The organism is Sphaerochaeta halotolerans, from assembly GCF_003429665.1.
GTDB lineage: Bacteria > Spirochaetota > Spirochaetia > Sphaerochaetales > Sphaerochaetaceae > Sphaerochaeta > Sphaerochaeta halotolerans.
In genome coordinates this window covers 15,204-37,264 of the sequence record NZ_QUWK01000016.1, presented here as the reverse complement: position 1 = coordinate 37,264, position 22,061 = coordinate 15,204, and the positions used below count along the sequence as shown (strand labels likewise).

The 22,061-nt window shown below is 44.3% G+C and carries 25 protein-coding genes; 12 read left to right on the top strand and 13 right to left on the bottom strand.

Going from position 1 to position 22,061, the window contains the following annotated elements:
* The first annotated feature begins 117 nt into the window (after positions 1-117).
* The 3 genes from DYP60_RS12585 (at position 118) to DYP60_RS12575 (ending at position 3,354) form a co-directional block, all read left to right on the top strand.
* Complete coding sequence (locus tag DYP60_RS12585) at positions 118-435, top strand: SPW repeat domain-containing protein (RefSeq protein WP_117331369.1); 318 nt, start codon at positions 118-120, stop codon at positions 433-435.
* Positions 436-496: 61 nt separating this feature from the next.
* A complete protein-coding gene (locus tag DYP60_RS12580; protein ID WP_117331368.1) occupies positions 497-1,837 on the top strand; it encodes a radical SAM/SPASM domain-containing protein in 1,341 nt (446 codons plus the stop codon).
* A gap of 212 nt (positions 1,838-2,049) precedes the next feature.
* Positions 2,050-3,354 carry an AAA family ATPase gene (locus DYP60_RS12575; RefSeq protein WP_117331367.1) on the top strand — a complete coding sequence of 435 codons (1,305 nt, stop codon included), beginning with the start codon at positions 2,050-2,052 and terminating at the stop codon, positions 3,352-3,354.
* A 215-nt stretch (positions 3,355-3,569) separates the two neighbouring features.
* Here the strand turns inward: DYP60_RS12575 and DYP60_RS12570 are convergent, their stop codons facing one another.
* Positions 3,570-3,803, bottom strand: a complete 234-nt coding sequence (locus DYP60_RS12570) for a single-stranded DNA-binding protein (RefSeq protein WP_117331366.1) — start codon at positions 3,801-3,803, stop codon at positions 3,570-3,572.
* 275 nt (positions 3,804-4,078) lie between these two features.
* Here DYP60_RS12570 and DYP60_RS12565 point away from each other — a divergent pair, with 275 nt between their 5' ends.
* From DYP60_RS12565 to DYP60_RS14650, 3 genes are read left to right on the top strand one after another with little or no spacing between them, the layout of a single operon-like run.
* Complete coding sequence (locus DYP60_RS12565) at positions 4,079-4,717, top strand: type IV toxin-antitoxin system AbiEi family antitoxin domain-containing protein (protein ID WP_117331365.1); 639 nt, start codon at positions 4,079-4,081, stop codon at positions 4,715-4,717.
* Positions 4,714-5,136 carry a nucleotidyl transferase AbiEii/AbiGii toxin family protein gene (locus DYP60_RS14655; RefSeq protein WP_117331364.1) on the top strand — a complete coding sequence of 141 codons (423 nt, stop codon included), beginning with the start codon at positions 4,714-4,716 and terminating at the stop codon, positions 5,134-5,136. The genes DYP60_RS12565 and DYP60_RS14655 overlap by 4 nt, the downstream gene beginning before the upstream one ends.
* Complete coding sequence (locus DYP60_RS14650) at positions 5,117-5,563, top strand: nucleotidyl transferase AbiEii/AbiGii toxin family protein (RefSeq protein ID WP_165849572.1); 447 nt, start codon at positions 5,117-5,119, stop codon at positions 5,561-5,563. Before DYP60_RS14655 ends, DYP60_RS14650 begins: the two co-directional genes overlap by 20 nt.
* 49 nt (positions 5,564-5,612) lie before the next feature.
* On the opposite strand, the gene DYP60_RS12550 is transcribed toward DYP60_RS14650, so the two are convergent.
* The 7 genes from DYP60_RS12550 to DYP60_RS12520 form a co-directional block, all read right to left on the bottom strand.
* Complete coding sequence (locus tag DYP60_RS12550; RefSeq protein WP_117331362.1) at positions 5,613-6,125, bottom strand: hypothetical protein; 513 nt, start codon at positions 6,123-6,125, stop codon at positions 5,613-5,615.
* 18 nt (positions 6,126-6,143) lie between these two features.
* Positions 6,144-6,398, bottom strand: coding sequence for a hypothetical protein (locus DYP60_RS12545; RefSeq protein WP_117331361.1), 255 nt, complete (start codon positions 6,396-6,398; stop codon positions 6,144-6,146).
* 51 nt (positions 6,399-6,449) lie between these two features.
* Positions 6,450-7,544 (bottom strand): ImmA/IrrE family metallo-endopeptidase, encoded by a 1,095-nt coding sequence (locus tag DYP60_RS12540; RefSeq protein WP_117331360.1) that lies wholly within the window; start codon positions 7,542-7,544, stop codon positions 6,450-6,452.
* On the bottom strand, positions 7,544-7,816 hold the full coding sequence (locus DYP60_RS12535) for a hypothetical protein (protein WP_206363142.1): 273 nt from the start codon (positions 7,814-7,816) through the stop codon (positions 7,544-7,546). Before DYP60_RS12535 ends, DYP60_RS12540 begins: the two co-directional genes overlap by 1 nt.
* Positions 7,817-8,217: 401 nt before the next feature.
* On the bottom strand, positions 8,218-8,856 hold the full coding sequence (locus DYP60_RS12530) for a LysE/ArgO family amino acid transporter (RefSeq protein ID WP_117331376.1): 639 nt from the start codon (positions 8,854-8,856) through the stop codon (positions 8,218-8,220).
* A 169-nt stretch (positions 8,857-9,025) separates the two neighbouring features.
* Positions 9,026-9,355 carry a hypothetical protein gene (locus DYP60_RS12525; RefSeq protein WP_117331358.1) on the bottom strand — a complete coding sequence of 110 codons (330 nt, stop codon included), beginning with the start codon at positions 9,353-9,355 and terminating at the stop codon, positions 9,026-9,028.
* Between the two features lie 141 nt (positions 9,356-9,496).
* Positions 9,497-10,669 (bottom strand): ATP-binding protein, encoded by a 1,173-nt coding sequence (locus tag DYP60_RS12520; protein ID WP_117331357.1) that lies wholly within the window; start codon positions 10,667-10,669, stop codon positions 9,497-9,499.
* Positions 10,670-11,558: 889 nt separating this feature from the next.
* Between DYP60_RS12520 and DYP60_RS12510 the strand changes: the two genes are divergently transcribed.
* Positions 11,559-12,830 carry an ATP-binding protein gene (locus tag DYP60_RS12510; protein WP_117331355.1) on the top strand — a complete coding sequence of 424 codons (1,272 nt, stop codon included), beginning with the start codon at positions 11,559-11,561 and terminating at the stop codon, positions 12,828-12,830.
* A 67-nt stretch (positions 12,831-12,897) separates the two neighbouring features.
* On the opposite strand, the gene DYP60_RS12505 is transcribed toward DYP60_RS12510, so the two are convergent.
* The 5 genes from DYP60_RS12505 to DYP60_RS12485 all read right to left on the bottom strand — a co-directional run bounded on the left by DYP60_RS12505 (position 12,898) and on the right by DYP60_RS12485 (position 17,086).
* The gene (locus DYP60_RS12505; protein ID WP_117331354.1) at positions 12,898-14,346 is read right to left on the bottom strand and encodes an RNA-binding domain-containing protein; all 1,449 of its coding nucleotides are present in this window, start codon (positions 14,344-14,346) and stop codon (positions 12,898-12,900) included.
* 30 nt (positions 14,347-14,376) lie between these two features.
* A complete protein-coding gene (locus tag DYP60_RS12500) occupies positions 14,377-14,604 on the bottom strand; it encodes a helix-turn-helix domain-containing protein (RefSeq protein ID WP_117331353.1) in 228 nt (75 codons plus the stop codon).
* Positions 14,605-14,830: 226 nt separating this feature from the next.
* Positions 14,831-15,958: a hypothetical protein gene (locus DYP60_RS12495; RefSeq protein WP_117331352.1), complete on the bottom strand. Its 1,128-nt coding sequence runs from the start codon at positions 15,956-15,958 to the stop codon at positions 14,831-14,833.
* A gap of 426 nt (positions 15,959-16,384) precedes the next feature.
* Positions 16,385-16,681, bottom strand: coding sequence for a hypothetical protein (locus DYP60_RS12490; RefSeq protein WP_117331351.1), 297 nt, complete (start codon positions 16,679-16,681; stop codon positions 16,385-16,387).
* 171 nt (positions 16,682-16,852) lie between these two features.
* Positions 16,853-17,086 (bottom strand): hypothetical protein, encoded by a 234-nt coding sequence (locus tag DYP60_RS12485; protein WP_117331350.1) that lies wholly within the window; start codon positions 17,084-17,086, stop codon positions 16,853-16,855.
* Positions 17,087-17,483: 397 nt separating this feature from the next.
* Between DYP60_RS12485 and DYP60_RS12480 the strand changes: the two genes are divergently transcribed.
* Genes DYP60_RS12480 through DYP60_RS12460 form a run of 5 tightly spaced genes read left to right on the top strand, consistent with a single transcriptional unit; the run spans position 17,484 to position 21,839 of the window.
* Positions 17,484-17,735 carry a TM1266 family iron-only hydrogenase system putative regulator gene (locus tag DYP60_RS12480; protein WP_117331349.1) on the top strand — a complete coding sequence of 84 codons (252 nt, stop codon included), beginning with the start codon at positions 17,484-17,486 and terminating at the stop codon, positions 17,733-17,735.
* A gap of 12 nt (positions 17,736-17,747) precedes the next feature.
* Positions 17,748-19,259, top strand: coding sequence for a [FeFe] hydrogenase H-cluster radical SAM maturase HydG (hydG, locus tag DYP60_RS12475; RefSeq protein WP_117331348.1), 1,512 nt, complete (start codon positions 17,748-17,750; stop codon positions 19,257-19,259).
* 11 nt (positions 19,260-19,270) lie between these two features.
* Positions 19,271-20,518: a [FeFe] hydrogenase H-cluster maturation GTPase HydF gene (gene hydF / locus DYP60_RS12470; RefSeq protein ID WP_117331347.1), complete on the top strand. Its 1,248-nt coding sequence runs from the start codon at positions 19,271-19,273 to the stop codon at positions 20,516-20,518.
* Positions 20,515-21,555 carry a [FeFe] hydrogenase H-cluster radical SAM maturase HydE gene (gene hydE, locus DYP60_RS12465; protein WP_117331346.1) on the top strand — a complete coding sequence of 347 codons (1,041 nt, stop codon included), beginning with the start codon at positions 20,515-20,517 and terminating at the stop codon, positions 21,553-21,555. The genes hydF and hydE overlap by 4 nt, the downstream gene beginning before the upstream one ends.
* A complete protein-coding gene (locus tag DYP60_RS12460; protein ID WP_117331345.1) occupies positions 21,546-21,839 on the top strand; it encodes a GNAT family protein in 294 nt (97 codons plus the stop codon). Before hydE ends, DYP60_RS12460 begins: the two co-directional genes overlap by 10 nt.
* Positions 21,840-22,061 lie beyond the last annotated feature (222 nt).

Sequence of the window (22,061 nt, the reverse complement as noted above, 5' to 3'; positions counted from 1 at the left end):
ATAGCATAGCAACAATCAGTTACTGTACCACGACTGTACCTTCGTACAGTACCTCTCAAGGATACCCAATGATACGTTTCAAGTACAAAGAAAGACCAAACGTACTGGGAGGTACACATGGAAAAATTCAAACGAGTCCAAGATTGGGTAATTGCAGTTCTGGGATTGTATGCAGCACTTTCACCGCTCTTCTATGCCTATTCAGGAGGCTCTGGTTTCAGTGTCGTGGTTGCAATTGTAATTATTGTATGTGCTATAATTGCGCTCTCAATGCCTGAGTCAAAGCCAGTGCAATGGATTCTCATTGTGGCGAGCGTACTGTTGTTCATCGTCCCTTGGATTTCTGCCATTGCAGGATGGGCAGCTTGGAACCTTCGTATTGTGTCTATCGTCATGATTATCCTTGCTGCAACTTCCTTGAAAGCTATCGAATAGCCTCGTTATAAAATTGGGGGAAAGCCGACCAGCTCGGCTTTTTCCCATCTGAGGATATACCATGAAATCAATTCCCGAAAATGTACTAAGAACAAGTTTGCGGCTTGTGTATGCAGACCCAGAGAAAAATTTCCCCAAACTGCTCAATTGGGCGCATCCCATTGCAACAGCAACAGGGAGATTACAAGAAAACCAATGGAATATGATCAAAAGCGTCACACAAGACCATTCCTCAGGGGGATACGGCCTTATTATGAGGATCTTCCACCAGACAGACCGTGATGTGCTTGAGAAAATATTCATGAACCTTGTATTCAATGCTGCTTGGTTTGGAGCTGAAAAGTTGGGAAAAAACCGCTCTGAGATGGATATGAATATCCCTTGGGCAATCCTAATGGATCCGACTTCTGCCTGCAACCTCTCTTGTACAGGATGCTGGGCCGCCGAGTACAAGAAGACAGAGACTCTCTCCTTCCAAACATTGGATCGCATTATTACTGAAGGAAAGGAACTGGGCACCTATGCATATCTTTTCTCTGGTGGTGAGCCGTTGATTCGTAAACATGACCTATTAAAGCTTGCCCACAAGCACAACGATGCCATCTTTGCTGCGTTTACCAATGCAACATTGATCGATGCTGAATTTGTGGAAGAGCTGTTGAAGGTGAAAAACTTCATCCCCCTCATCAGTATCGAGGGAACACAAGAGATGACCGATGCCAGAAGGGGAAGCGGAGTATGGGAGAAGTGTATCCAGGCAATGGACCTCTTACGTGAACGGGGCTTGCCCTTTGGATTTTCTACCTGCTACCATGCACACAATACAGAGTATGTGGGGTCTGATGAGTTCATTGAATTCATGGAAGAAAAAGGAGCGCTCTTTGGTTGGTACTTTACCTATATCCCAGTAGGACAAGGAGCATCTCTTGACTTGGTTGCATCCCCCTCCCAACGAGCCTATATGCACAAGCGCGTAAGGGAAATACGTGCCCATAATCCACTCTTCGTCCTGGACTTCTGGAATGACGGCAACTACGTAAATGGATGCATCGCAGGCGGAAGACGATACCTACACATCAATGCCCATGGTGACATGGAGCCGTGTGCGTTCATCCACTATGCCTGTGAAACCATTCATGACAAACCCCTTTTGGAAGCCCTTAAGAATCCATTATTCAAGGCATATCAGGATCATCAGCCGTGCAATGCAAACATGTTCCGCCCGTGCCCTATGTTTGACAATCCTGAAATGCTGGTGGAGATGGTAAACCAATCGGGTGCACAAAGCACCCAACCGATCGACTCAGAATCAGTAGAACAGCTCTATGCAAAGTGTAAGCCGATCGCTGACAAGTGGAAACCAGTTGCTGATGAGCTCTGGAAGGAATACCAAAAGCAATAACCCTAACAACTTTCTCTTCTTTATGGCAGGTACGTTCCACGCGCGTACCTGCTTTTTTCATCAAGAAGGAATACTGTTCAGGAAGATGGAAAGCATCAGCTGTTTTACCTCACTTCAAACATAATACACATAAATTTGAGATATTTTCTCATTTTTATATTACTTTATGAATAAAACAGGTTCATAGTACACATACAAGAGGAGCTACCACAATGTTATTACAATTCAATTTCTCTAATTATAAATCTTTCCATGAACAAGCCTCCCTCGACCTTTCAGCTACAGGAATTTCTGAACTCTCGCACCATGTGGTACAACTAGCAAATGAAAAAGTACTGCCTGTCAGCGCCATCTTTGGTGCAAATGCAAGTGGAAAGTCCAATGTCTACAAAGCCTTTTCCTATATGAGGCATCTAGTGGTTCGCTCCTTTCAGTATGGAGGATCCTCTGATACAGCGAAAGCATCTGATGAGTCCTCTATTTTCCCACGGCCTCCTCGATTTGCCTGGACTAAAACAAATACGGAACCTGTATCTTTTGAAGTGTATTGCATCAATCCTAGTACCTGTAGAACTTTCAACTATGGCTTTTCAGTTGATGAAAAAGGGGTTGTTGAAGAGTGGCTGAATGAGAAGGCAAAGACGGCAAGAAAAAGCAAGATTGTCTTCTACAGAAGCCGTAATGAGAAAGAAAATGATTTCTCCGGACTTACCAAGACAGACTCAAATAATATCATAACCGCATTGGAACCAGAGGTGTTGGTAATCTCCTTGGGTAATAAACTAAAGGTGAAGAAATGCCAGGCAATCGCACAATGGTTTTACCAATGCGAAACCACTGACTATGGAGACCTTGGTGAAAACTTCTTCCTCTGCCACAGACTTCCTATCAACTTCAGGGAGAAAGAAATCCAGGATAAAGTACTGCAATTCTTTGCTTCATTTGATGAGTCAATTAAAGGGTTTAACATTGAAGAACTCCCCTCGGAGGAAGAAGACACACCCAAGCAGATCCATATTGAATCATTGCACAAAGCAGTTGATAGTGATGATTTAATCGGAATCGGGCTACAACAGGAGAGCGCGGGTACCATTAAAATGTTTTCTCTCTACCCTGTTCTCATGAATGTTTTGGAACATGGGACGGTTCTATTTGTCGATGAATTAAATTCCAGATTACATCCATTGCTTGTCCGTAATCTCATCAGATTATTTTCAGATCAAGGCACCAATCCAAATCATGCTCAGTTAATCTTCACAACACATGATACGTGGCATCTTTCAAACAAGAGCCTGCGTCGCGATGAGATCTGGTTTACTGCAAAAAGCACAGTGGGAGAAAGCACCCTCTACTCTCTCGCGGACTTCAAACCAGAAGCGGGTACCAAGATTCGTAAAGATGAGCATTATGAAAAGAATTATCTCCTCGGGAAATATGGTGCCATTCCTTCGTTGAATACCATCCAGATAATCTTTCCGGATTTCGCTGCTGCTGAGGGGAATCAGCCCTATGAGTAAGAAACAGCATGACGGCAAGAGGATTCCAAGAAGCAAACGGGCGTTCAGGATACCTGATTTGGGATTAGGTAACTGTTCTACATATTCTCTGGTAACTTGTTCCTTTATCTCTTTCTCTTGTGCTGGATCAACAAGAGCCATGCAGCACCCTTTGAAGTCTGCAACCATAGATAACAGGTACATACTCTGAGATTTCAGAGAGGAATACTTCGTATTTAATCCTTCTGATACCGCTGCTGTCCTGATGCACCTTTATTGCTGACAGTGATCTGGCAGTCATGCATACTGACGTGGCTTAAGAACAGGGAACCGAGCAGGAGACGGTCACCCCGGGGAATTCTGTTCCAGAGGTACCCCTTGAACAGATCCTTCACCAGGAAGCTCTCCCCTGGCTTCAGGTTCTTTGCTTCTTTGAGGGCTGTTTCCAATAAGGCATTTATATCTTGCATACACGCTTTCCTTCAAACATTGATATTGTTCTCAATATCAAGTATTGAGGGTTCAAGGGAGAAGGTCAAGAGAGGTGGGATAATCAAATCTCTAGGTGTAAAATTGGATTGTGACAACACAATTCTATGGACCGATTATCCTAATTCCTTAATTAATATATGCTTAACAGAGTTGTACAACATCAACATCTTGTAATCTTGTAAGTGATATTTTATAGTAAAGCTGTCACAATATGACAGTTTCTATCAAAAATTCAATCGATGGAGTTCTATGAATGAACAGGCTGGTGAAAGCAATCCTTGAGAATATTCAGACACCCGTATTTACCACATTAGAAATTTCTTCATTAACCTCAGAATCTCCAGAGGCACGATATGCATTGGTAAAGCGTGCAATTGCTGATGGCGATCTTATTAGAATCAAACGGGGACTGTATACGCTGTCTCCATTATATAGAAAAACTAATGTTAATCCATTTACTGTGTCCCAAATGATTATTACCCAATCCTATGTGAGTCTTGAAACGGTACTCAGCAACTATGGATGGATTCCGGAAGCTGTCAGATCTATTACCGCTGTTACATCTCGTTCTACCACTGAATTTTTAACCCCTGTCGGACATTTTACCTACGAAAGGGTTCCCCAAAGAACACTATTTGCTGGTGTTGAAAGACTCCAGGATGAACAGGGAAACGTATGGTTTCAAGCAACTCCATTGAAAGCACTTGCCGATTATGTTTATCTCCACAAAGTAGACTGGAGCTCAACGCTTCCACTCACTGAATCCTTACGTGTTGATGAAGACAGCTTGCATGGAATATCGGTGGAAGATTTTCAAGAATTGGAAGGAAATTATTCCAGTCGCAAGGTCAATAGATTTCTAGATGGACTAAAAAAGGAACTGTATTCATGAGCATTCGAATGATTGAACAGAGAATGGCTACCTATTCAATCTCTTCGGAGATTGAAGAAATGCAAGCTTTGAGAGAGATCACCCAGGAAGTAGTTCTTGCTTCATTGGGAAGAGCTGGCTTTTTTCAAGAAGCATTATTTCAAGGAGGCACCTGTCTTCGTATCTTTCATGGGCTCAATAGGTTTAGTGAGGATATGGATTTTTCTCTCATGGAGCCAAACCCTAATTTTGCATGGCAATCATATCTCAAAAAAGTAATTGCAGATGTGGCTTCTTTTTGCTATGACATGAAAGTAACCGACAAGTACAGCACTGATAGTAATGTAAGACTTGCTTTTCTCAAAGATGATGCAAGTAGGCAAAGTCCTCCAACTGAACTATGTCGGGAAGACCTCCATAGTGAAGAAGATTCGTATTAAACTAGAGATTGATATCAATCCACCCCCGGGAAGTAGGCATGAAATCACCTATATAGGATTCCCCTATCTTTCTCCGATTGCTATACAAGATCCCTCATCCCACTTTGCCGGTAAAATCCATGCTTTACTCTGCAGAAATTATATAAAAGGAAGAGATTGGTATGATTTTCTTTGGTACACGGCACGCAAAACTCCGGTCAATTATAATTATTTAGGACGGGCATTGCACCAATCTGGGCCATGGAAAGGGATGGATATCCATATTGATCAGGACTGGCTGAGAGATTCCCTCTCTCAGAAGATCAATCAGGTCGATTGGCAGGAAGCAGCAAACGATGTGAGACGATTCGTTCCTTTCTTAGAACAACCCTCTCTTGATTATTGGAATGAAAAGGTTTTCCTTCAGCAAGTGGATAGGTTATATTAAGATAAAAACACCACAGAACATCAAATCTCTATACTAATCTTGCCTAGACCTAGGAAACTACCTCACTCAGATTCTCTCGCATACCATAGTCATCAGAAGCAAGAAGACGATTCACCACCTGCTGTACAAGAATCGGATCATCACAGCGTTCAGCGAACTCTGTAAACTTGGAGTATCCGTCATCCGTATAGAGAAGCTCAAACTCAAAATCGAGTTCATTTGTGGAGTTCAGAGCCCACTCGTCTGTGCTGTAGAACAACTCCATAAGCTCCAGTCCTAGAGCCGGATCTATCTGGTCTGGGTCCAAGAGCTCCAGGGAGCGTGTAAGTATATCTAGAATCTGTTCGCCAGATAGTGTACTCCTGTGACCCTGGTGGGTTATCCTATGGATATTTTCTCGAAAGAGAGCGATGCGCTCATCAAGAGAAGATATTAATCCCTCTACCATCATTGATGCAGAAGAAGACTCAATAGCCAACTTCAGCAATGCATCTACCAAGATGCTTCGATCCAGCTTCATCAGTGCATCCCTTGCACGATCGAAATCAGCTATTGTTTCCATGCTCTCTCACCTTCTTTGTTATTTCCTTGAATCATCTTCTGTATCTGCAGCAGCCTGTTTCTTTGCTTGCTTTTTCCTGGCTTTCTCTTGTCTCTCTTCCCACATTTCCCAAAGCCAGTCCTTTACCGGTAGTTTCCATTGTTGGTCTTTGGACGGGATATTCTTGACCAGGCTCTTGGGATTAAGCCCCATCTGCTTTGCAATGCGGATATCTTCCTCATTCAGCCTGCACAGTTTCTTTGCTTTCTTCCACTCTTGTTCTGGAAATGCCATAGTAAAACTCCTAAATGCAATGTGTAATTGATACCATGCGAGACAAGGATACTACATGATGGTATCCCAGTCAAAGGACCTTGTCAGGTCCTTGAAATATGACCAATTCCCTGTGAGATGATGATAGCGCCCTGCCACGATCCCGGGACTGACCCCCAGTTGCTTTGCCATGGCAAGCACCTCTTCCCTTGAGACAATTTGGCTGATGGTTTTATTGTAGACTTCAGGGATCAAGATATTCGCTGCGAACCTGTCTGCTTCCTGTTCTTGCCGATCAGTACTTCTCTCCTCAGCAATATACAGTCGTTTCTTCTCGCCATGCAGTATGTGGTAGGCTTCATGAAAGAAGGAGAACCAAAAAAGATCTTCTGCTTTTCCTCGAAGGCTAACCAATATCATCGCTTTGGAAGGAGACAACCACTTTGATGCTCCATTCCAAGGGACCTTTTTCATCTCTTTAACCAGGACAAGAGCAACACCACAAGAAGCACATAACTCTTTCATCTTAGGCAAAAACTGTACAGGTTCACTGGTAGTGAGCTCCCGTATCTCTTTCAATACTGCTTTAAAACTATCCGTATTATAGGGGGCACATACAATATCCTGTGCCTGTAGCTCTCCTATCCTAATCCAAGCAGAAGCTGCTCCTATGTTTGTCTCAAAACAATCAGAACGCCTGGCAGCAACTTTTGGATCCATCCAGACATCCTTCCATGCATCAACACTGGCTACCCCATAGAATCGTAACGACTCCCCTACCATATCTGCCTTTGAGGCAGATGCGTCTATCATACCTCGGACAATCAATTCCTTCGTAGGAATACCATGCAACCAATCTATGCTTTGCTCATAACTTTTCTTCTGCTTGATCTTCCTTCGTTGCTCCTGGTATTGAAGTTCCAAAGTATTCCACATCCGGGCGGGAACACCGGTGACCATTTCCAACCTATCTGCTGTTTCATAGGTGATGGGTTGTAGTCCTTTGATGATTCGAATCATGGACTGCTCTGTCAGACCACACCGTGTTGCACACTCCTTCAGTGTCATTGAAAGGGTTTCAAGAACTTCAGCCAAGGTTTCTCCAGGAGCAACTGCATAGTCTGGGGTAAACTGATATGTATGCTTTACTTTTTTCTCATTGTTCATTACATGCTCCTTCTTTGGTTTTTCTTATCATGGGTATCAAGAATAGCTCGAATTTCTATCTCAGTTACCAATTCCTGATCTATGCTCCCATCAGGCTTTATTGGAAGCGGATCTTGTGTAGGAACAAATAGCAGACGGAATGGATAAACAAGATCGACTGAAAATACTCCGCCTTGATTGACGAGCTCATGACATCTAGGAGGAGGGAGATGGGAAATATCCTTGAGTGTGTCAGCTGCTTGCAATTCCATAAGACGTTGCTTCAGTTTCATGCATAACTCTTTCCCAAATGTTTTTTTCATCATTTTTTCTTCAGAACATTGTCTCTGCAACTTCTTCGTCTTGAAATATAGAGTCATTCACCTCACCAAGTCAATAGTATAGTTAACATGATATGTTAATCATAATACCACGGACGAAAGAAAGATGCAAACTATATGTACCAAGGTAATCGAATACAGGTCCTTGAATAAAAGTTTTTACCATAAGATTTTCAAGAAAAATCATGTAATTATTTTATTATGCATATGTAACTGGATGATAGACTTCCCAACCCATAGATTCTCTTTAGGAAATCTTTGAAGAATGTCCTTGACTTCGCTATCCAACAACAACTTGTTGTAAAGTATCAATCACGTGTCTTTGTGATGTGAAGAATCAACCTACATTTATCTTAGAAAAGGCTCTTCATTGCATCCAGAATTCCTGCAAACTCCAACAAGGAATAGGCAATACGCCACATGATGAGGAAGATCAGACTGTAGAGAATTCTCCAAGTAATTGTCCGATTGAAAAGAGGAGCAAGAACTGCAGCCCCATAGGACAAGAGGAAGAACCAGAGAAAAGACGCCGAAACAGCTCCCCCTGCAAAAAGATACCTACTCTGCCCAACATAGGTACTGCTGATACTTCCCAGGAGCACCACCGTATCAAGATAGACATGGGGGTTCAAGAGGGTAATTGCCAAGGTAGTGAGCACTATCTGGGCTCTACTTGTTTCACTATGTTCAGTCTCCGCTAAACCCTCAACAGGTTTGAGTGCGGTCAACAAGTTTTTCAGGCCATACACAAAAAGAAAGAGAGCGCCCCCGCCGGCAGCAACGGAAAGCAGATGGGGTGATTGGCTGATAAGACTCCCCACCCCTGCAACTCCCAAGGTAATAAGCACTGCATCCATGAGAGAACAGATAAGTGCAACAAGAAAACGATGTTGCTTCTTGATACCTTGGGTAAGAACGAACGCATTTTGCGCACCAATTGCGATAATGAGGCTGGCTCCAGTTGCCATACCAGTGAAGTAAGGGAGTTCCATGGCATACAGCGTATACAGAAGTGGCATGGTATGCAAAGCAGGAAAGCTCTATTAAAAGAGAAAAGACGTAGAATTAGGATACCTCATCATTTCTGAATGGGTAGAGGTGATGTGCAATGGTAGTATATGCTAAAACTTCCTAAATACAGACGGTTGCTTCCGGTTCTGCTCATAACTCCTTCCATGTGCGAACAAGAGCTCGCATTTCCATGATAGATTGATTGAGCATTTCACCAGCCCGGCTCATCGATATAATCTCCCTCTCATAAGCCTCTCGCAAAAAGCGAGCGAAACGCTCCTCCATAAGGTCGCTGAAATCAAGCCCATGAGGGTCCTCTTCTGCAACCGAATCTGGAAATTCTGCTCTCAAGGAATTTGGTTCGAAATATCTTTTTAAATCATGTCCATAGCTGTCGAAATAGTCCTGTCGAAACCTGATAATGAGATCAGAATAGGAAGAAGCTTCTTCAATCTGGAACAGTCTATAGAGGATTGTCATATAGATTACTTTAAAGATTCTCTTTACTTTCAGCACTCTATCAACATAAGCAAGGCCCCTAAAATGATCTGTTGCTCAGAAACAATACGAAACGGGATAAACCTTCCTCTTTCCCATACTCCAGACTTTTTCGTGAATTGGCTACACGATCTTCCCATCCCAAAGAAGCTGTAGGAAATATTTCCAAGGCATGACTTCAATACCATTTTCCAACTTCCTTGGCCGCTCTTCGCAGCATACCAGAATGTATCGATCGCATATCCCTTCCTCCATGAAAGCCTTCAGTCCTCGGTAATCCTTGGAATCTGCCTTTTTGGTGGTTTTGGTCTCAATTGCTACATTCTCTCCTAGCACAAAGTCAACCTCAAAGTTGCTTGTGGTCCTCCAATAGCTAAGGACTTCTTTGCTCTGGATGTAATCGAGGTAGGAACGTAGCTCCATGAACACATAATGCTCGAAAAATGCACCATATTCTGTCTGGATTGAGGTGGGGACAGGAACATTCTGCAGCGCTCTGGCTACTCCAAGGTCAAAGAAATAGAACTTAGGCATCCCATAGGTCTTTCTTTTCTTTCCATTGGTGAAGGAAGGGAGTTCATACCCGATCAGGGTGTCAACAAGGACCTGATACCAACCGGTAACAGCTTGTCTGGAGACACCAACATCGCTGGCAATATTGGTAAAGTTGAGCATCTGTGTGTTTGATAGGGCGGCTACCTCTAGGAATCGTGAGAATTGGGGAAGTTTCCTTGTTACTCCCTCTGCCTGTATCTCCTCGTTGAGGTACAAAGCAACATAGTCGTTAAGTTCCTCATCAGGATGTTCAGAGCAGAAGGCTGAGGGCAATAAGCCTGACTGGAAAATCCTTTCCAAAGTATAGTTGGTGTCTTGTATCTCTGGGAATACCAAAGGATGCATGGTGATATGACCGGCTCTTCCTCCCAAGAGATTGACCCCGCCTGAACGAAGTTTCCTTGCGCTTGAACCGATGAGCAGGAACCGGATATTCCTCTCTTCAATGAGAAATTGCACTTCCTCCAGCAGCAGTGGCGCTTTCTGGATCTCATCGATCACCACGAGGCAATCATGCAAGTCGCGAGCTTCAATTTCTTCCTTGAGTATGCCTGGATCGGAGAGTACTCTCATCCGAAGCCTACCGTCAAGCAAGTTCCAGCTAAGGCTCACCCTGTCTTGCAATTCATTGCGAATGTAGGTGGTCTTTCCTGTCATACGAGGGCCTAAAAGGAATTGCGACTTGGTAGCGAGTCTTTCATTCAACCTCAGGGTACGTTTGATATATGCATCTCTTTTCATTGAAATTGCCACTCCTAATTAACATATATCATGATATACGCTATTAGTGTTTGCGTCAAATAGAAACTTTCCGTATCCATATCGGAGAGTAGAGGGTTGGTATCACAAGAGATTTCGAAGTATGGCGTCAACCATTCTTTGGGTACATCCATATATGGTAGACAAGGATTGCTGAGACGGGGGTATGGGGTTACCTAACGACCTTGTCGGGAAAAATGGGAGTATCCTACAGAGCGACAACGCAAGATCCGAATGGTGGATTTATCAATTCTCTTACATGGATGGAAATACTACAGATACCCTCCTGTTCACCAGATCCTAATGCCATGTGGGCAGGACAGCTGATGTTTGCAGTTTGCTTACCGCCCAAGACAAATAAACCTCCCTAAGGAGGCAATATATATAGAAGACTTCCAAGAAAGTCGGCCTTGAATGAAATCGGGCAAGTGCCCTCATTCCCAGGTATGTGTTCTGGATGGAAGCCCTATACCCAAAGATGAGGGAGAAACGACAAAGTCTGTTCCTGTTTCCCAGATCCGGTACAAAGATCCTGTCTTTCAGAACCATTCCCAAACAAACACTTGGAAGGAAGAGGCCTCTCAGAGGAAGCGTTCCATCCGCTCTATGGTCTGTTGCTTTGATTAAACTCCGAAGACATGAAGAAAGTATGAAAGAGGTATGAAACAAGCATGAATTGTTGCTGATTATAGAATGAAGATACTAATCCTCCCAATTTTTTTCTACTTTTTGGGTCAGTTTATATTTACTAATCCTCCCAATTTTTTTCTACTTTTTGGGTCAGTTTATATTTACTAATCCTCCCAATTTTTTTCTACTTTTTGGGTCAGTTTTAGTTGTTTGATACGATTTAATGGTTTAGAATACCTATATGATAATAGCCAATAAAGAGTACTTGCCTAGGTTGATTGACCTGTATATGCACGATGTTCTTCACATGAGAGGGGCCGTTCTCATTGAAGGTATCAAGTGGTCTGGGAAGACAACATCCGCTAAAAGGCATGCCAAAAGCCTGATTGATTTGTCAGTTAATTCTGAGAAAGAAAGGGCGGAGTTTTTGGTACGAGAGAATCCTGACCGACTCTTTTCTGAAGACACCCCAATTCTTATAGATGAATGGCAAAAGGTTCCTTTGCTTTGGGACACGATAAGAAATCAAGTAGATAAGCGTACTGGCTTTGGACAATTTATTCTTACAGGTTCAACATCACAGACAAAGGCTGCAGAAACGCTTCGTGCACACTCCGGGACTGGTCGAATTGGAAGGATCCATATGCATACGATGAGTTTATGGGAGTCTGGAGATTCAACCGGGGAAGTGTCGATTGACACTTTATGGAAGGGAGTGAAAAAAGTGTATGGAGAAAGTAAGCATACTGTAGCTGACATCGCTTTTCTTTGCTCTCGGGGAGGTTGGCCGGAAGCATTGAGAATGCGCAAGGATTTATCCTTGAAGCAGGCATACCTGTATATTGATGAAATATGTGAAAGTGACATTAGAAATGTTGATGGACATAGGAGATCTGCACAGAAGATGAGAAAGGTCTTGCAGTCATATTCAAGATTTTCCACCTCAGATGCCCCAAATACAGCAATAGAAAATGATGTATTTGATATTTCAAAAAACACCCTTGCTGACTATCTTAAAGTTCTTGAGGATCTTTTCATTACCAATGAAACAGAGGCTTGGAATCCAAATTTCAGATCCGCTACAGCAATTAGACAGTCGAATACCAGATATTTGGCAGATCCTTCAATTACAACGGCTGCCCTGAAGATGGGACCGGAAGATTTATTGAACGACTTACAGACTTTTGGTTTGATTTTTGAGACCCTTTGTGTAAGAGACCTCAAAGTGTATGCACAGGTACTTGATGCGGATGTTCTCCATTATCGCGATGCGGCGGGCCTTGAATGTGATGCAGTATTCCATGGCAGAAACGGAAAATATGGATTGATTGAAATCAAACTTGGGCAGAATCGTGTTGAAGAAGGGGCTACAAATATTCTAAGGCTGGCAAAGAAAATAGCAGCTTCAAATCAGAAGATTCCAGATTTTCTCATGGTTCTGACAGGAACAGGATTTGCTCACCGTAGAGAAGATGGCGTGTATGTTGTACCGATTGGATGTTTGAAGCCTTGATACTGAAGTCGCTTCCAGCAGAAGAGTAGCTTCCTGAAAGCACATACTTACGTGCTTATACCACCCTCTATTCTTTTGCTTCTATTTCCCAGTAGCCATAGCGCTTACCGCCTTTACGTGTAAGCACATTGGCCTGTATCATGCCGGTCATAACGCGCTTAATTGTAGACAGAGAGGTTGCAAGCTGATCAGAAAGCTCACGTTGATTGATTCGGGGGTTCTTTTGTATCAGCGAAAGTATTTTTAGCTCCAAAGTGTCATCCAAAGTGTCATCCAAAGTGTCATCCAAAGTGTCATCATGAGACTTTGGAACTTTAGTAGGACCAACCACAACGGTAGCGGCCTCATGTAAAGGCACGATAATCCTGAACACATCTCCTTCAGTAAAAATCGGTTCTGCTCCACTATATAACTTTGTATACTTATATGTATTTCGCATCCCAGAACCCAACTCATCAGCTAAACCAACTTCGCGAAATACTTTTGAAATTGGAGGATTCTTAGGGAAAGGTTCGAATGATGAAGGATCCAAATTCCCGAATCCATGTGAACGATTGCTGTTTTCGGTATAAATACGGTCTTTCTCAATCACCAACTTTGCCACATAGGCATTAGCATAATTCCTATGAGCTAAAGAGTTGGAAACAATCTCTCGAAGTATCTTATCTCTTGCACTAATGCTTTGCATACCTTCGGTAACAAATAGATCATTTAAATGCTTTTGCCCAAAGGCAATCAATCGATCATAACTTTCAAATAGGTTTGTGATTATTACATCTCTATCATCATAGCGATCTGTGTTGAAAACTCGAAATATGGCATCAGTCTTATGATGGGCTAGAGCTGACACGATCAAGGCATCTGGTCCAAATAAGAGGATTGCAGCAAGGGTGATCCCTTCGTTCCCTGTTGAGGTATCCGTAAGAATAAGTCCAGCACTCCGAAGCATTTCCAGATCAGTCATATATTGCCAAGGATGCTTTGGCGTACGCATACCGGACATATTGCGTGCTCGGTCTATCAAGTCATGACGTAGATCTGTGACAGAGAATATTGGAAACACCTTATTTACATAATATGTATCTTGTTTCCTTGCATATAACTGATAAACAAGACCTTCATTATCAGTGATATCTAGGTCGGAATCATAATTCCTATCAAAGATTCTTCCACGACAACGACAAACACTTTGTGAACGAGGCACTTGTATATATATAACTGTCTTCCCTTTAAATTCATAATCTATTGGATTGATATAGAGAGGAGGGTTTAACTTGTTCCTGTTGTTGATTACAGTCACAAAATTCTTTTTCATCTGATCAACACAGTCTTTATTTACGCCAATAATATCACCGCTGTCCTTTACACCCAGAAAGATATGACCTCCCTCTCTGTTTGAAAAAGAACAGACAGTCTCATAGACATCTGAAGTTATTTCTGTTGTGGATTTTTTGAACTCCACAGTAAGACTTTCACCCTGTTTAATCAAAGAAAGTAAGGTATCTGGTAAAACCATAATCATATCCTTTGCCAGTGTCGAATACACCTATTGCGCATTGGTTTCCGGCTTATAGTCAAATTCCAAATGGTGACGGGTACAATAATTTTTGATAACACTTAGTGTCATCTTGTTGGGCATTGTTCTTCCATTCTCCCACCGGTTCACTGTTGCATAGCTGACATCTAGTTCTGCCGCAAGATCTTGTTGAGAAATTCGTAAAGCCGTTCGAATATTCAGGATTGCTTTTGCAAAATCCATAACATTTCTACTCATATTGCATATTATAGCATATGTTATGTACAAAACAAACTGTCAACAGTGATTATTCCATCAGTTATAGGACATGATTACAAGACTTTTGATGGTAATCCGAGGCAATCTAGTTTTGGGATCTGCACCAGAAAGCACTTGGGTTATCCAGACCCAACATGGACTTCACCTGCCTAGCTCTTGCCTGACAAAACAGCCTAATGCTCTTAGTTGAGACCTGCAAAAACCCTCAACCACCAATCGGACGTAGCACAGGAATCGGCTGCCAAGTGATAAAGGGAGTGACCCTTCGCTTGTACCGGCCAAGTTCCTTGTAATGCATTACCTCAAATACATCCTCATCCTTCCTGAATCGTTGGTTTGCACGATGGAACCAAACATATTCAGGTATGATTCCAATATTATCCTGGGCAAGGAGTCTTTTTCTGACAGCCTCAGGATTTGTAATCGTAATAGGAAGACCTGCCTCATGGATAGCAAGCAACATACGCAACGTCTCTTCCATTCTCCCCAGCGATTCTCCACTCAATTGGATGACATACCCCTCTTCCCTGTACATTGGGCGGTACACAGCGAGAGAAATGTGTGTGGTATTTCCTCCTCGTTTAATCTCCCATGGGTGTCCTCCCATGGACCGCAAGGGGTGTTTATTGTCAATCCAATCGGCAAATTCCTCCGGTGAGTCTCCATCAATCTTGAGCAGGCCCTCGTCACGGCCATCAGCAAATTGACGATATAGTTCCCTACCTGATAGGGAGGCATCTATTACTTCATCGTCCCCCTTGGCTGCAAGATATGCAATTTTGCAGTAAGCAAAGTACTCGTTGGCGGTGAATGTTTTCACTTCTGCATCTGCCTGCTTATGGAAATAGAGAGATTCAACAAGGTCCACTATTTTCTTCGCCTTGTCCAAACCAATTGCTTCATCTAGACGATAAGCATCAGGAAAGGCCGATCGAATGACCGCATGAGGAGCAATCCCCTGCCGTAATTCCAGAGGATACTCTCTCTGAATACGCTTATTGGCTGCAACCCAATCCTTTTTGACCAGCTTCAACCAAGCACAGGCAGCCTTCAGATAGGTGATCCAAACTTTGGTATCCGGATACTCACGCAGTATCTCCAGAGGCTTGATATCATCACAGGCTTCGAACTCGTAGCCACCCTGCTTGCCACTCATATCAAAGAGAGCAATGTGCTTACGATAGGAAACAACTCTGATCAGATGCCAAGAACCATTCTGGTCAGGAAACGGTATCTCCCAGATGTGATCAAGAGCACTTATCGAGTAATGAAATGACTGAATTTCATCAACAAGACAGAGAATCATATAGTCAAGCGTAGCCTTTTCGTCCATGGGTAATTACTCCTTTACGTAGAATGTTCATTGTAGGAATGATTTTAGCTTCTTGCATGTATGGTAATCTGTCAACCTTATTTCTTGATGAGAATAAAGATTAAAAACTTACATACAGTTCTATAGTACCATACTCATACAGCACTACTTTCGTAGAGTGAATCTTCTTAGTCTCATGTTGGGATAGAAACTAATTTCCAATTATTCATCATAGCAAGCATACAGGCTTACCCTGCTGAGGATATGAACAATCAGATCATGCTAATCCCGTATGCACCAAGTCTGCAGCCATCCTTGCGGTCATGATGCAGGTAGGAAGGCCAGCCGGGCTGACCGTCCACTGCCCTGCACGATAGACATCAGGAATGGGGGGTAAGTACAGCCTTCTTCATATTGAGCATCCCAGCATCTATGGGAATATCCTGTTCAAATGACCAAGCCGACAATGGCGCCTTCACTGCTGTGGATATTCCGCTCAATACCCAGGGGGCTCGCTGTGAACGAGAATAGGATGTGTTCTTTCAGCTCTGGATAGACCGACTCAGAAAGCGAGGCAATCATCATCTCCTTGATATGGCTCTCGAACTCCTCATACCACCGGCCTTCTTCAATCCTTCGTGTGAGTTCATAGTCAAAGAGGAAACTGACAATGAGTCCACTCTTTCCCTCTGGTGCTGTACTACGGTCATTGAGCACAGGAACGGAAATCTCATAGGTATTCAAGCGACAGAATGCAGAAAGCCAGGTATAGAAGGCTTCCCTGTCCAGATTCTCTCATCCTTCCAGGATGGCAGCAAGCTCGGAGCGGCGAAGCTCCCCAAGCCTTTGTTTGGAGGGAGTATAAAAAAACTCTATTTGACAATTCATGTTGAAATTGCATCTCTTGGCTTTGTATTAGGCACCTACCTCGACAAATGGGAGATAGCCTTTCGGGGTCTTCCCATACCTGCTCACATGGGAACTCCCACAATGTGGGCAACATGGCTTCTCCTTTTGGGATTTCTTATCAGGCTCTGGTGTTACAGACTGGGAAACCTCGCGAAAAACGAGCTTTTGCTCTTCTTCTGGAAGGTTCATCAACGCATTGTAGGCTTCAAGGGCTTCTTTGCTGAATTGTTGCTTCTTCATGCTCCAATTATATGACACGTAACAAGTGAATAGTGGCTTTTCAATACAAATTGTCGAACATAGCCTTTAATTATGACCACTGTAATGCCGAATCCACGATTTTGCAAATTCCAGGGGTCACATCATAATAAGGGACAGGGAACTATAGATAAATACTTATTGAATTAATGTAAAAGAAGTGATACGCTTCGCCTGTATGGGAGAAGATGAAGCTTCATCACTCCCTATTGCCTGCGGTCAGGTTCACTTGGGTGTTCTGAAGCCAAGGTCAAAAAGACAACACCATGTACGCGATACCTGTCCCTTTTGGCAGGTGTTAGTATTGTGTGTGCGACCTTTCTGCAGGTTTATTGATGCTCGCTGAGCATCGCTACACATGTTGCAAGGAAGGTAAACCATGGAAAGTCGATCAGTTGGTGTTATTGCGATCATCGTAAAAGAACGCAACACAGCCGCCCAAGAAGTCAATGAAGTACTCAGCCAGTATGGATCCATCATACTGGGGAGATTGGGCCTCCCCTACCGAGAAAGAAATCTCAACATCATCACCCTCATCGTTGATGCTTCCACCGATCAAATCGGGGCACTCACCGGAAAGCTTGGCCGTATCGAGAATGTTACGGTGAAATCGACTCTTGCAAAACTCTAAAAGGAAATACCTATGTCTGCACATACCCCCCAAAGCATTCGAGCATGGAAAGAACAGCTCATACACCAGGATGAGATCGACCGATACCTCGTGGATGGAAAAGACTTCATTGATGAAGAGCAAATCAATGCAGCACTTGAGAAGAATAGGCACAGCGACCCTTCCCGTATCAGGGAGATTATTGCCAAGGCATTCTCCATTGAGCTTATGTCCAGTGAGGATGTAGCTGCACTGCTCCAGGTAACAGACCCCGACTTGAGAAACGAAATAGCAGAAGCTGCAAAGGAAATCAAGAAACAGGTATACGACAATCGGGTAGTTACCTTCGCTCCCCTCTATTGTGGCAGCAAATGCGTCAATCGCTGTGCCTATTGCGGATTCAGAAGTGACAACAAATCAGTGATCAGGAAAGTCCTGACGATGGATGAGATACGGGAAGAGACCCGCGTCCTGGCCGGGACCATTGGGCATAAGCGGCTCATTATTGTCTTTGGGGAGCATCCTGAGACCGACGCAGACTACATTGCCGAGACAATGAATACAATCTATGAGGTGAAGGTCCCGGTGAGAAACGGAATGGGAGAGATCAGGAGGGTGAATGTCAATGCTGCACCACTACCCATTCAAGACTTGAAAAAGCTCCAGAAAGCTGGTATCGGCACCTTCCAGGTGTTCCAGGAGACCTATCACCATGAAACCTACAGCAAGGTACACCCTTCCGATACCTTGAAAGGAAACTATCGTTGGAGACTCTATGCATTGCACCGGGCGATGGACGCAGGCATTGACGATGTTGCAATCGGGGCACTCTTTGGACTCTATGACTGGAAATTCGAGGTCATGGGCATGGTAGCCCATGCAAGGGACCTGGAGCGTCTGTACAATATCGGGCCTCATACCATCTCCTTTCCACGCTTGACCCCTGCGGTGGGCACCAATTTTGACCATAGCAAACACCAAGTCAGTGATGAAGATTTTACCCATCTCATCGCAGTACTCCGTCTTGCCATCCCTTATGCAGGTATGATCATCACCAATCGGGAGACGCCCCAGATCATGGAGTCTGTCATTGACATGTGCACCCAGCGTGATGCAGAGAGCAAAATTGGTATTGGCGATTACGCCGACACCTACCGAAAGGAACAGATAGCTGAACGGGAGCAGTTTATGCTCAATGATACCAGCAGCCTGGACCAAGTAATCCAAAAGCTGGCCAAGAGCGGGCATATCACCAGCTTCTGTACTGCCGGATACCGCTGTGGCCGTACCGGGGACAAGATCATGGGACTGCTTAAAAGTGGCAAAGAAGGATGTTTCTGTAAGTTGAATGCTGTACTGACGTTCCAAGAGTGGCTTGAGGACTTTGCCTCAGAAGAGACAAAGGAGATTGGAGAGAAGCTCATCCAGCAAGAGATTGCTGAAATCCGTGAGAGGGTACCAAAGGATTTCTCCCAGGCATCCTTTACCAAGTTCCTAGCTGACTACAAGAAGATACAGCACGGGGAACGAGACCTCTACTTTTAAAGGGAACAGCAATGCAACATACACCTTCCTCTCTCCTGTTGCGTATTGGTATTTGTGGGAGAACCAATACCGGCAAGTCCAGTTTACTGAACATGATTACAGGGCAGAATACCGCCATCACCTCTGCAATACCGGGGACAACCACCGATGTTGTTGCCAAGAGGATGGAACTTTCCCCCCTCGGACCTGTGGTTTTTCTTGATACTGCCGGTATTGATGATCTATCCCAGCTGGGAAAGGAGCGGGTAAAGCGGACTATGAAGAGGCTTGGATCCATCGATATCGCCCTAATCGTACTCGAGGGTGATGTGTGGACTGAATTTGAGGATGCACTGGTTGCCCACTGCAAGCGGTATGAAATACCCATGCTTTTGGTGGTCAACAAGTGCGACCTATCAAGCCCCTCCTCCTCATTCCTTGCACAATGCAAGGAGGTTTCCCCTCACCTTCTCTGTTGTTCTACAGAGGAAGGAGATCGTGAAGGGTTTATGAGTGGGTTCAAGCGCATACTCATTGCGCTCTGCCCTGATGAATTCCTTCACAGTCCGCCACTTTTGGGTGATCTGCTCCCCTCTGACAAAGAACACCCACTGATTGTCTGTCTCGTACCCATCGATCTGGGCGCTCCAAAAGGTCGCTTGATACTCCCCCAGGTGCAAGCAATCCGTGATGGGCTGGACAACAATGCCTCACTCATAGTGCTAAAGGAGGACAACTATGTGCATATGCTTTCAAATCTCAAATGTCCACCCGATTTGGTGATCTGTGACTCCCAAATTGTCGCTTTCATGGTTCAGAATACCCCGCCAGAGGTTCCATGTACTACGTTCTCCATCCTCTTCTCCCGCTTCAAGGGAGACATTGTGCAGCTTGCAAAGGGTGCAGGCATCCTGGCCTCTCTCAAGGCCAAGGATGCAGTCTTGATTGCGGAGGCATGCTCACACCATCCCTCCGTCGATGATATCGGCAGGGTAAAAATCCCCCGATGGATCGCAACCTACTGTGATCCTGCCATTGAGATAATCCACTGTGCGGGAAGTGACTACCCTGAAGCATTGTCCCTCTACCGGCTCATCATCCACTGTGGAGGATGTACCCTGAACCGACGTGAGATGTTATGGAGGATGGAACAAGCGAGACAGGTAAACGTACCCATCACCAACTACGGGATGGCTATCTCCGTTTTGCATGGGGTGGCTGAGCGTACACTCTCACCGTTCCCACAAGCATTAGATGCCTATAGGCAGGCAATTTCATGATACGAGCAGGTATTCGTGATGCACTAGATCGCATTCGAGAGGATTTCCCTGCGAGAGAGGACCTGAAAATCCTCCTCTCTCTTTGTGATCCCGATGAAATGGGCTACCTGCATGCAACAGCATGTATAGTGAGAAACACCTATTGCCAGGAACGCATTGCCTTACGGGCACTTGTTGAGATCTCCAGTGTCTGCAAGAACTCATGTCGCTATTGCGGTCTCAACCGATACAACAGAGAAGCTTCCCGCTATACCATGCGTGATGATGAAGTGATGCAAAGCGTACGATTGGCCGCCAAACAAGGGTTCAGGACGGTAGTATTGCAGTCGGGAGAGAATGGATGTTCTTCCCAGGCAATTGCTCAGTTGATCAGCCAGATAAAGCAGGAGTTCCCTGTTGCCGTAACGCTCTCGCTTGGAGAGCGCCCCTGGGAGGACTACCTAGCATGGAAACAAGCCGGTGCCGACCGATACCTGCTCCGTATTGAAAGCACCGATGATGAACTCTATCGTTCCCTCCATACAGATCGTGCCCTCTCATCGAGAATGGAGTGTCTTGAGCAGCTCGAAACGTTGGGTTATCAGGTAGGCAGTGGCATAATGGTAGGATTGCCAGGACAGTCGATCTCCACAATCGCCCGCGATATCCAGTTCTTCGCTGAAAAACAGTTTGCCATGATTGGGATCGGTCCGTTCATTCCCCACCCGCAAACACCGTTGGCAAAAGCAAAGAGAGGGGATTTGAACCTTACCCTCAATACCATTGCCTTGACCCGTATAGTTACCAAGTATCCATGGATGCCGGCAACAACGGCCCTTGGAAGCTTACAGCGAGATTACCGTAAGGAGGGCCTTCAGGCTGGTGCAAATGTGATCATGCCCAATTTCACCCCTCAATGCTACAAGAACCAGTATGTCATTTATCCCAATAAACAGTCCAAAACAGAGAATAAGAAGAGCTTGGAACAGCTGGCAAGGCGTGTAGGTCTCTCCATTGATTATGGAAGATGTGACTCTCTGCTCCCTGGATGGGCGTAGCACCTTGGGTTACCATGGTCCTGAATCCAGCCTATAAGAAATTCATGAAGTACTTCTCAACAGAACGATTGTATCTGAAAACCGTTGCCATCTCTGAATTGAAAGGACTCCAAGCATTCCTCCTGAAGAATAGAACGTTTCTTTCTCCGTGGGAGCCGCTACGTGATGACGCATACTACAGCGAAGAAGCAATCCTCCAGAGAATCGAGCAGGAGATTCTCCTCGACTCCCAAGAGAAACAACTAAGTCTCCATCTCACACGAACTCTTGCCCTGAGGTATTGATACCTTCCATTACGACGTGAAAAAGGCTTCCTTTACCGCGTAGCAACATGTGAAGCTTCTTGAATTTCTCTACAATACATGTTAGAGGCTTCTTCCGTTGCTCCAAGTTTCAACTTGCACGAACATATAATTATGTGTATAGTAGTAGTTGTTGTTTTATATATGTGTCCCAAAAACATGTGCATCTGTCCATAGATAAAGAGTTCATATAAGCAGGAATAG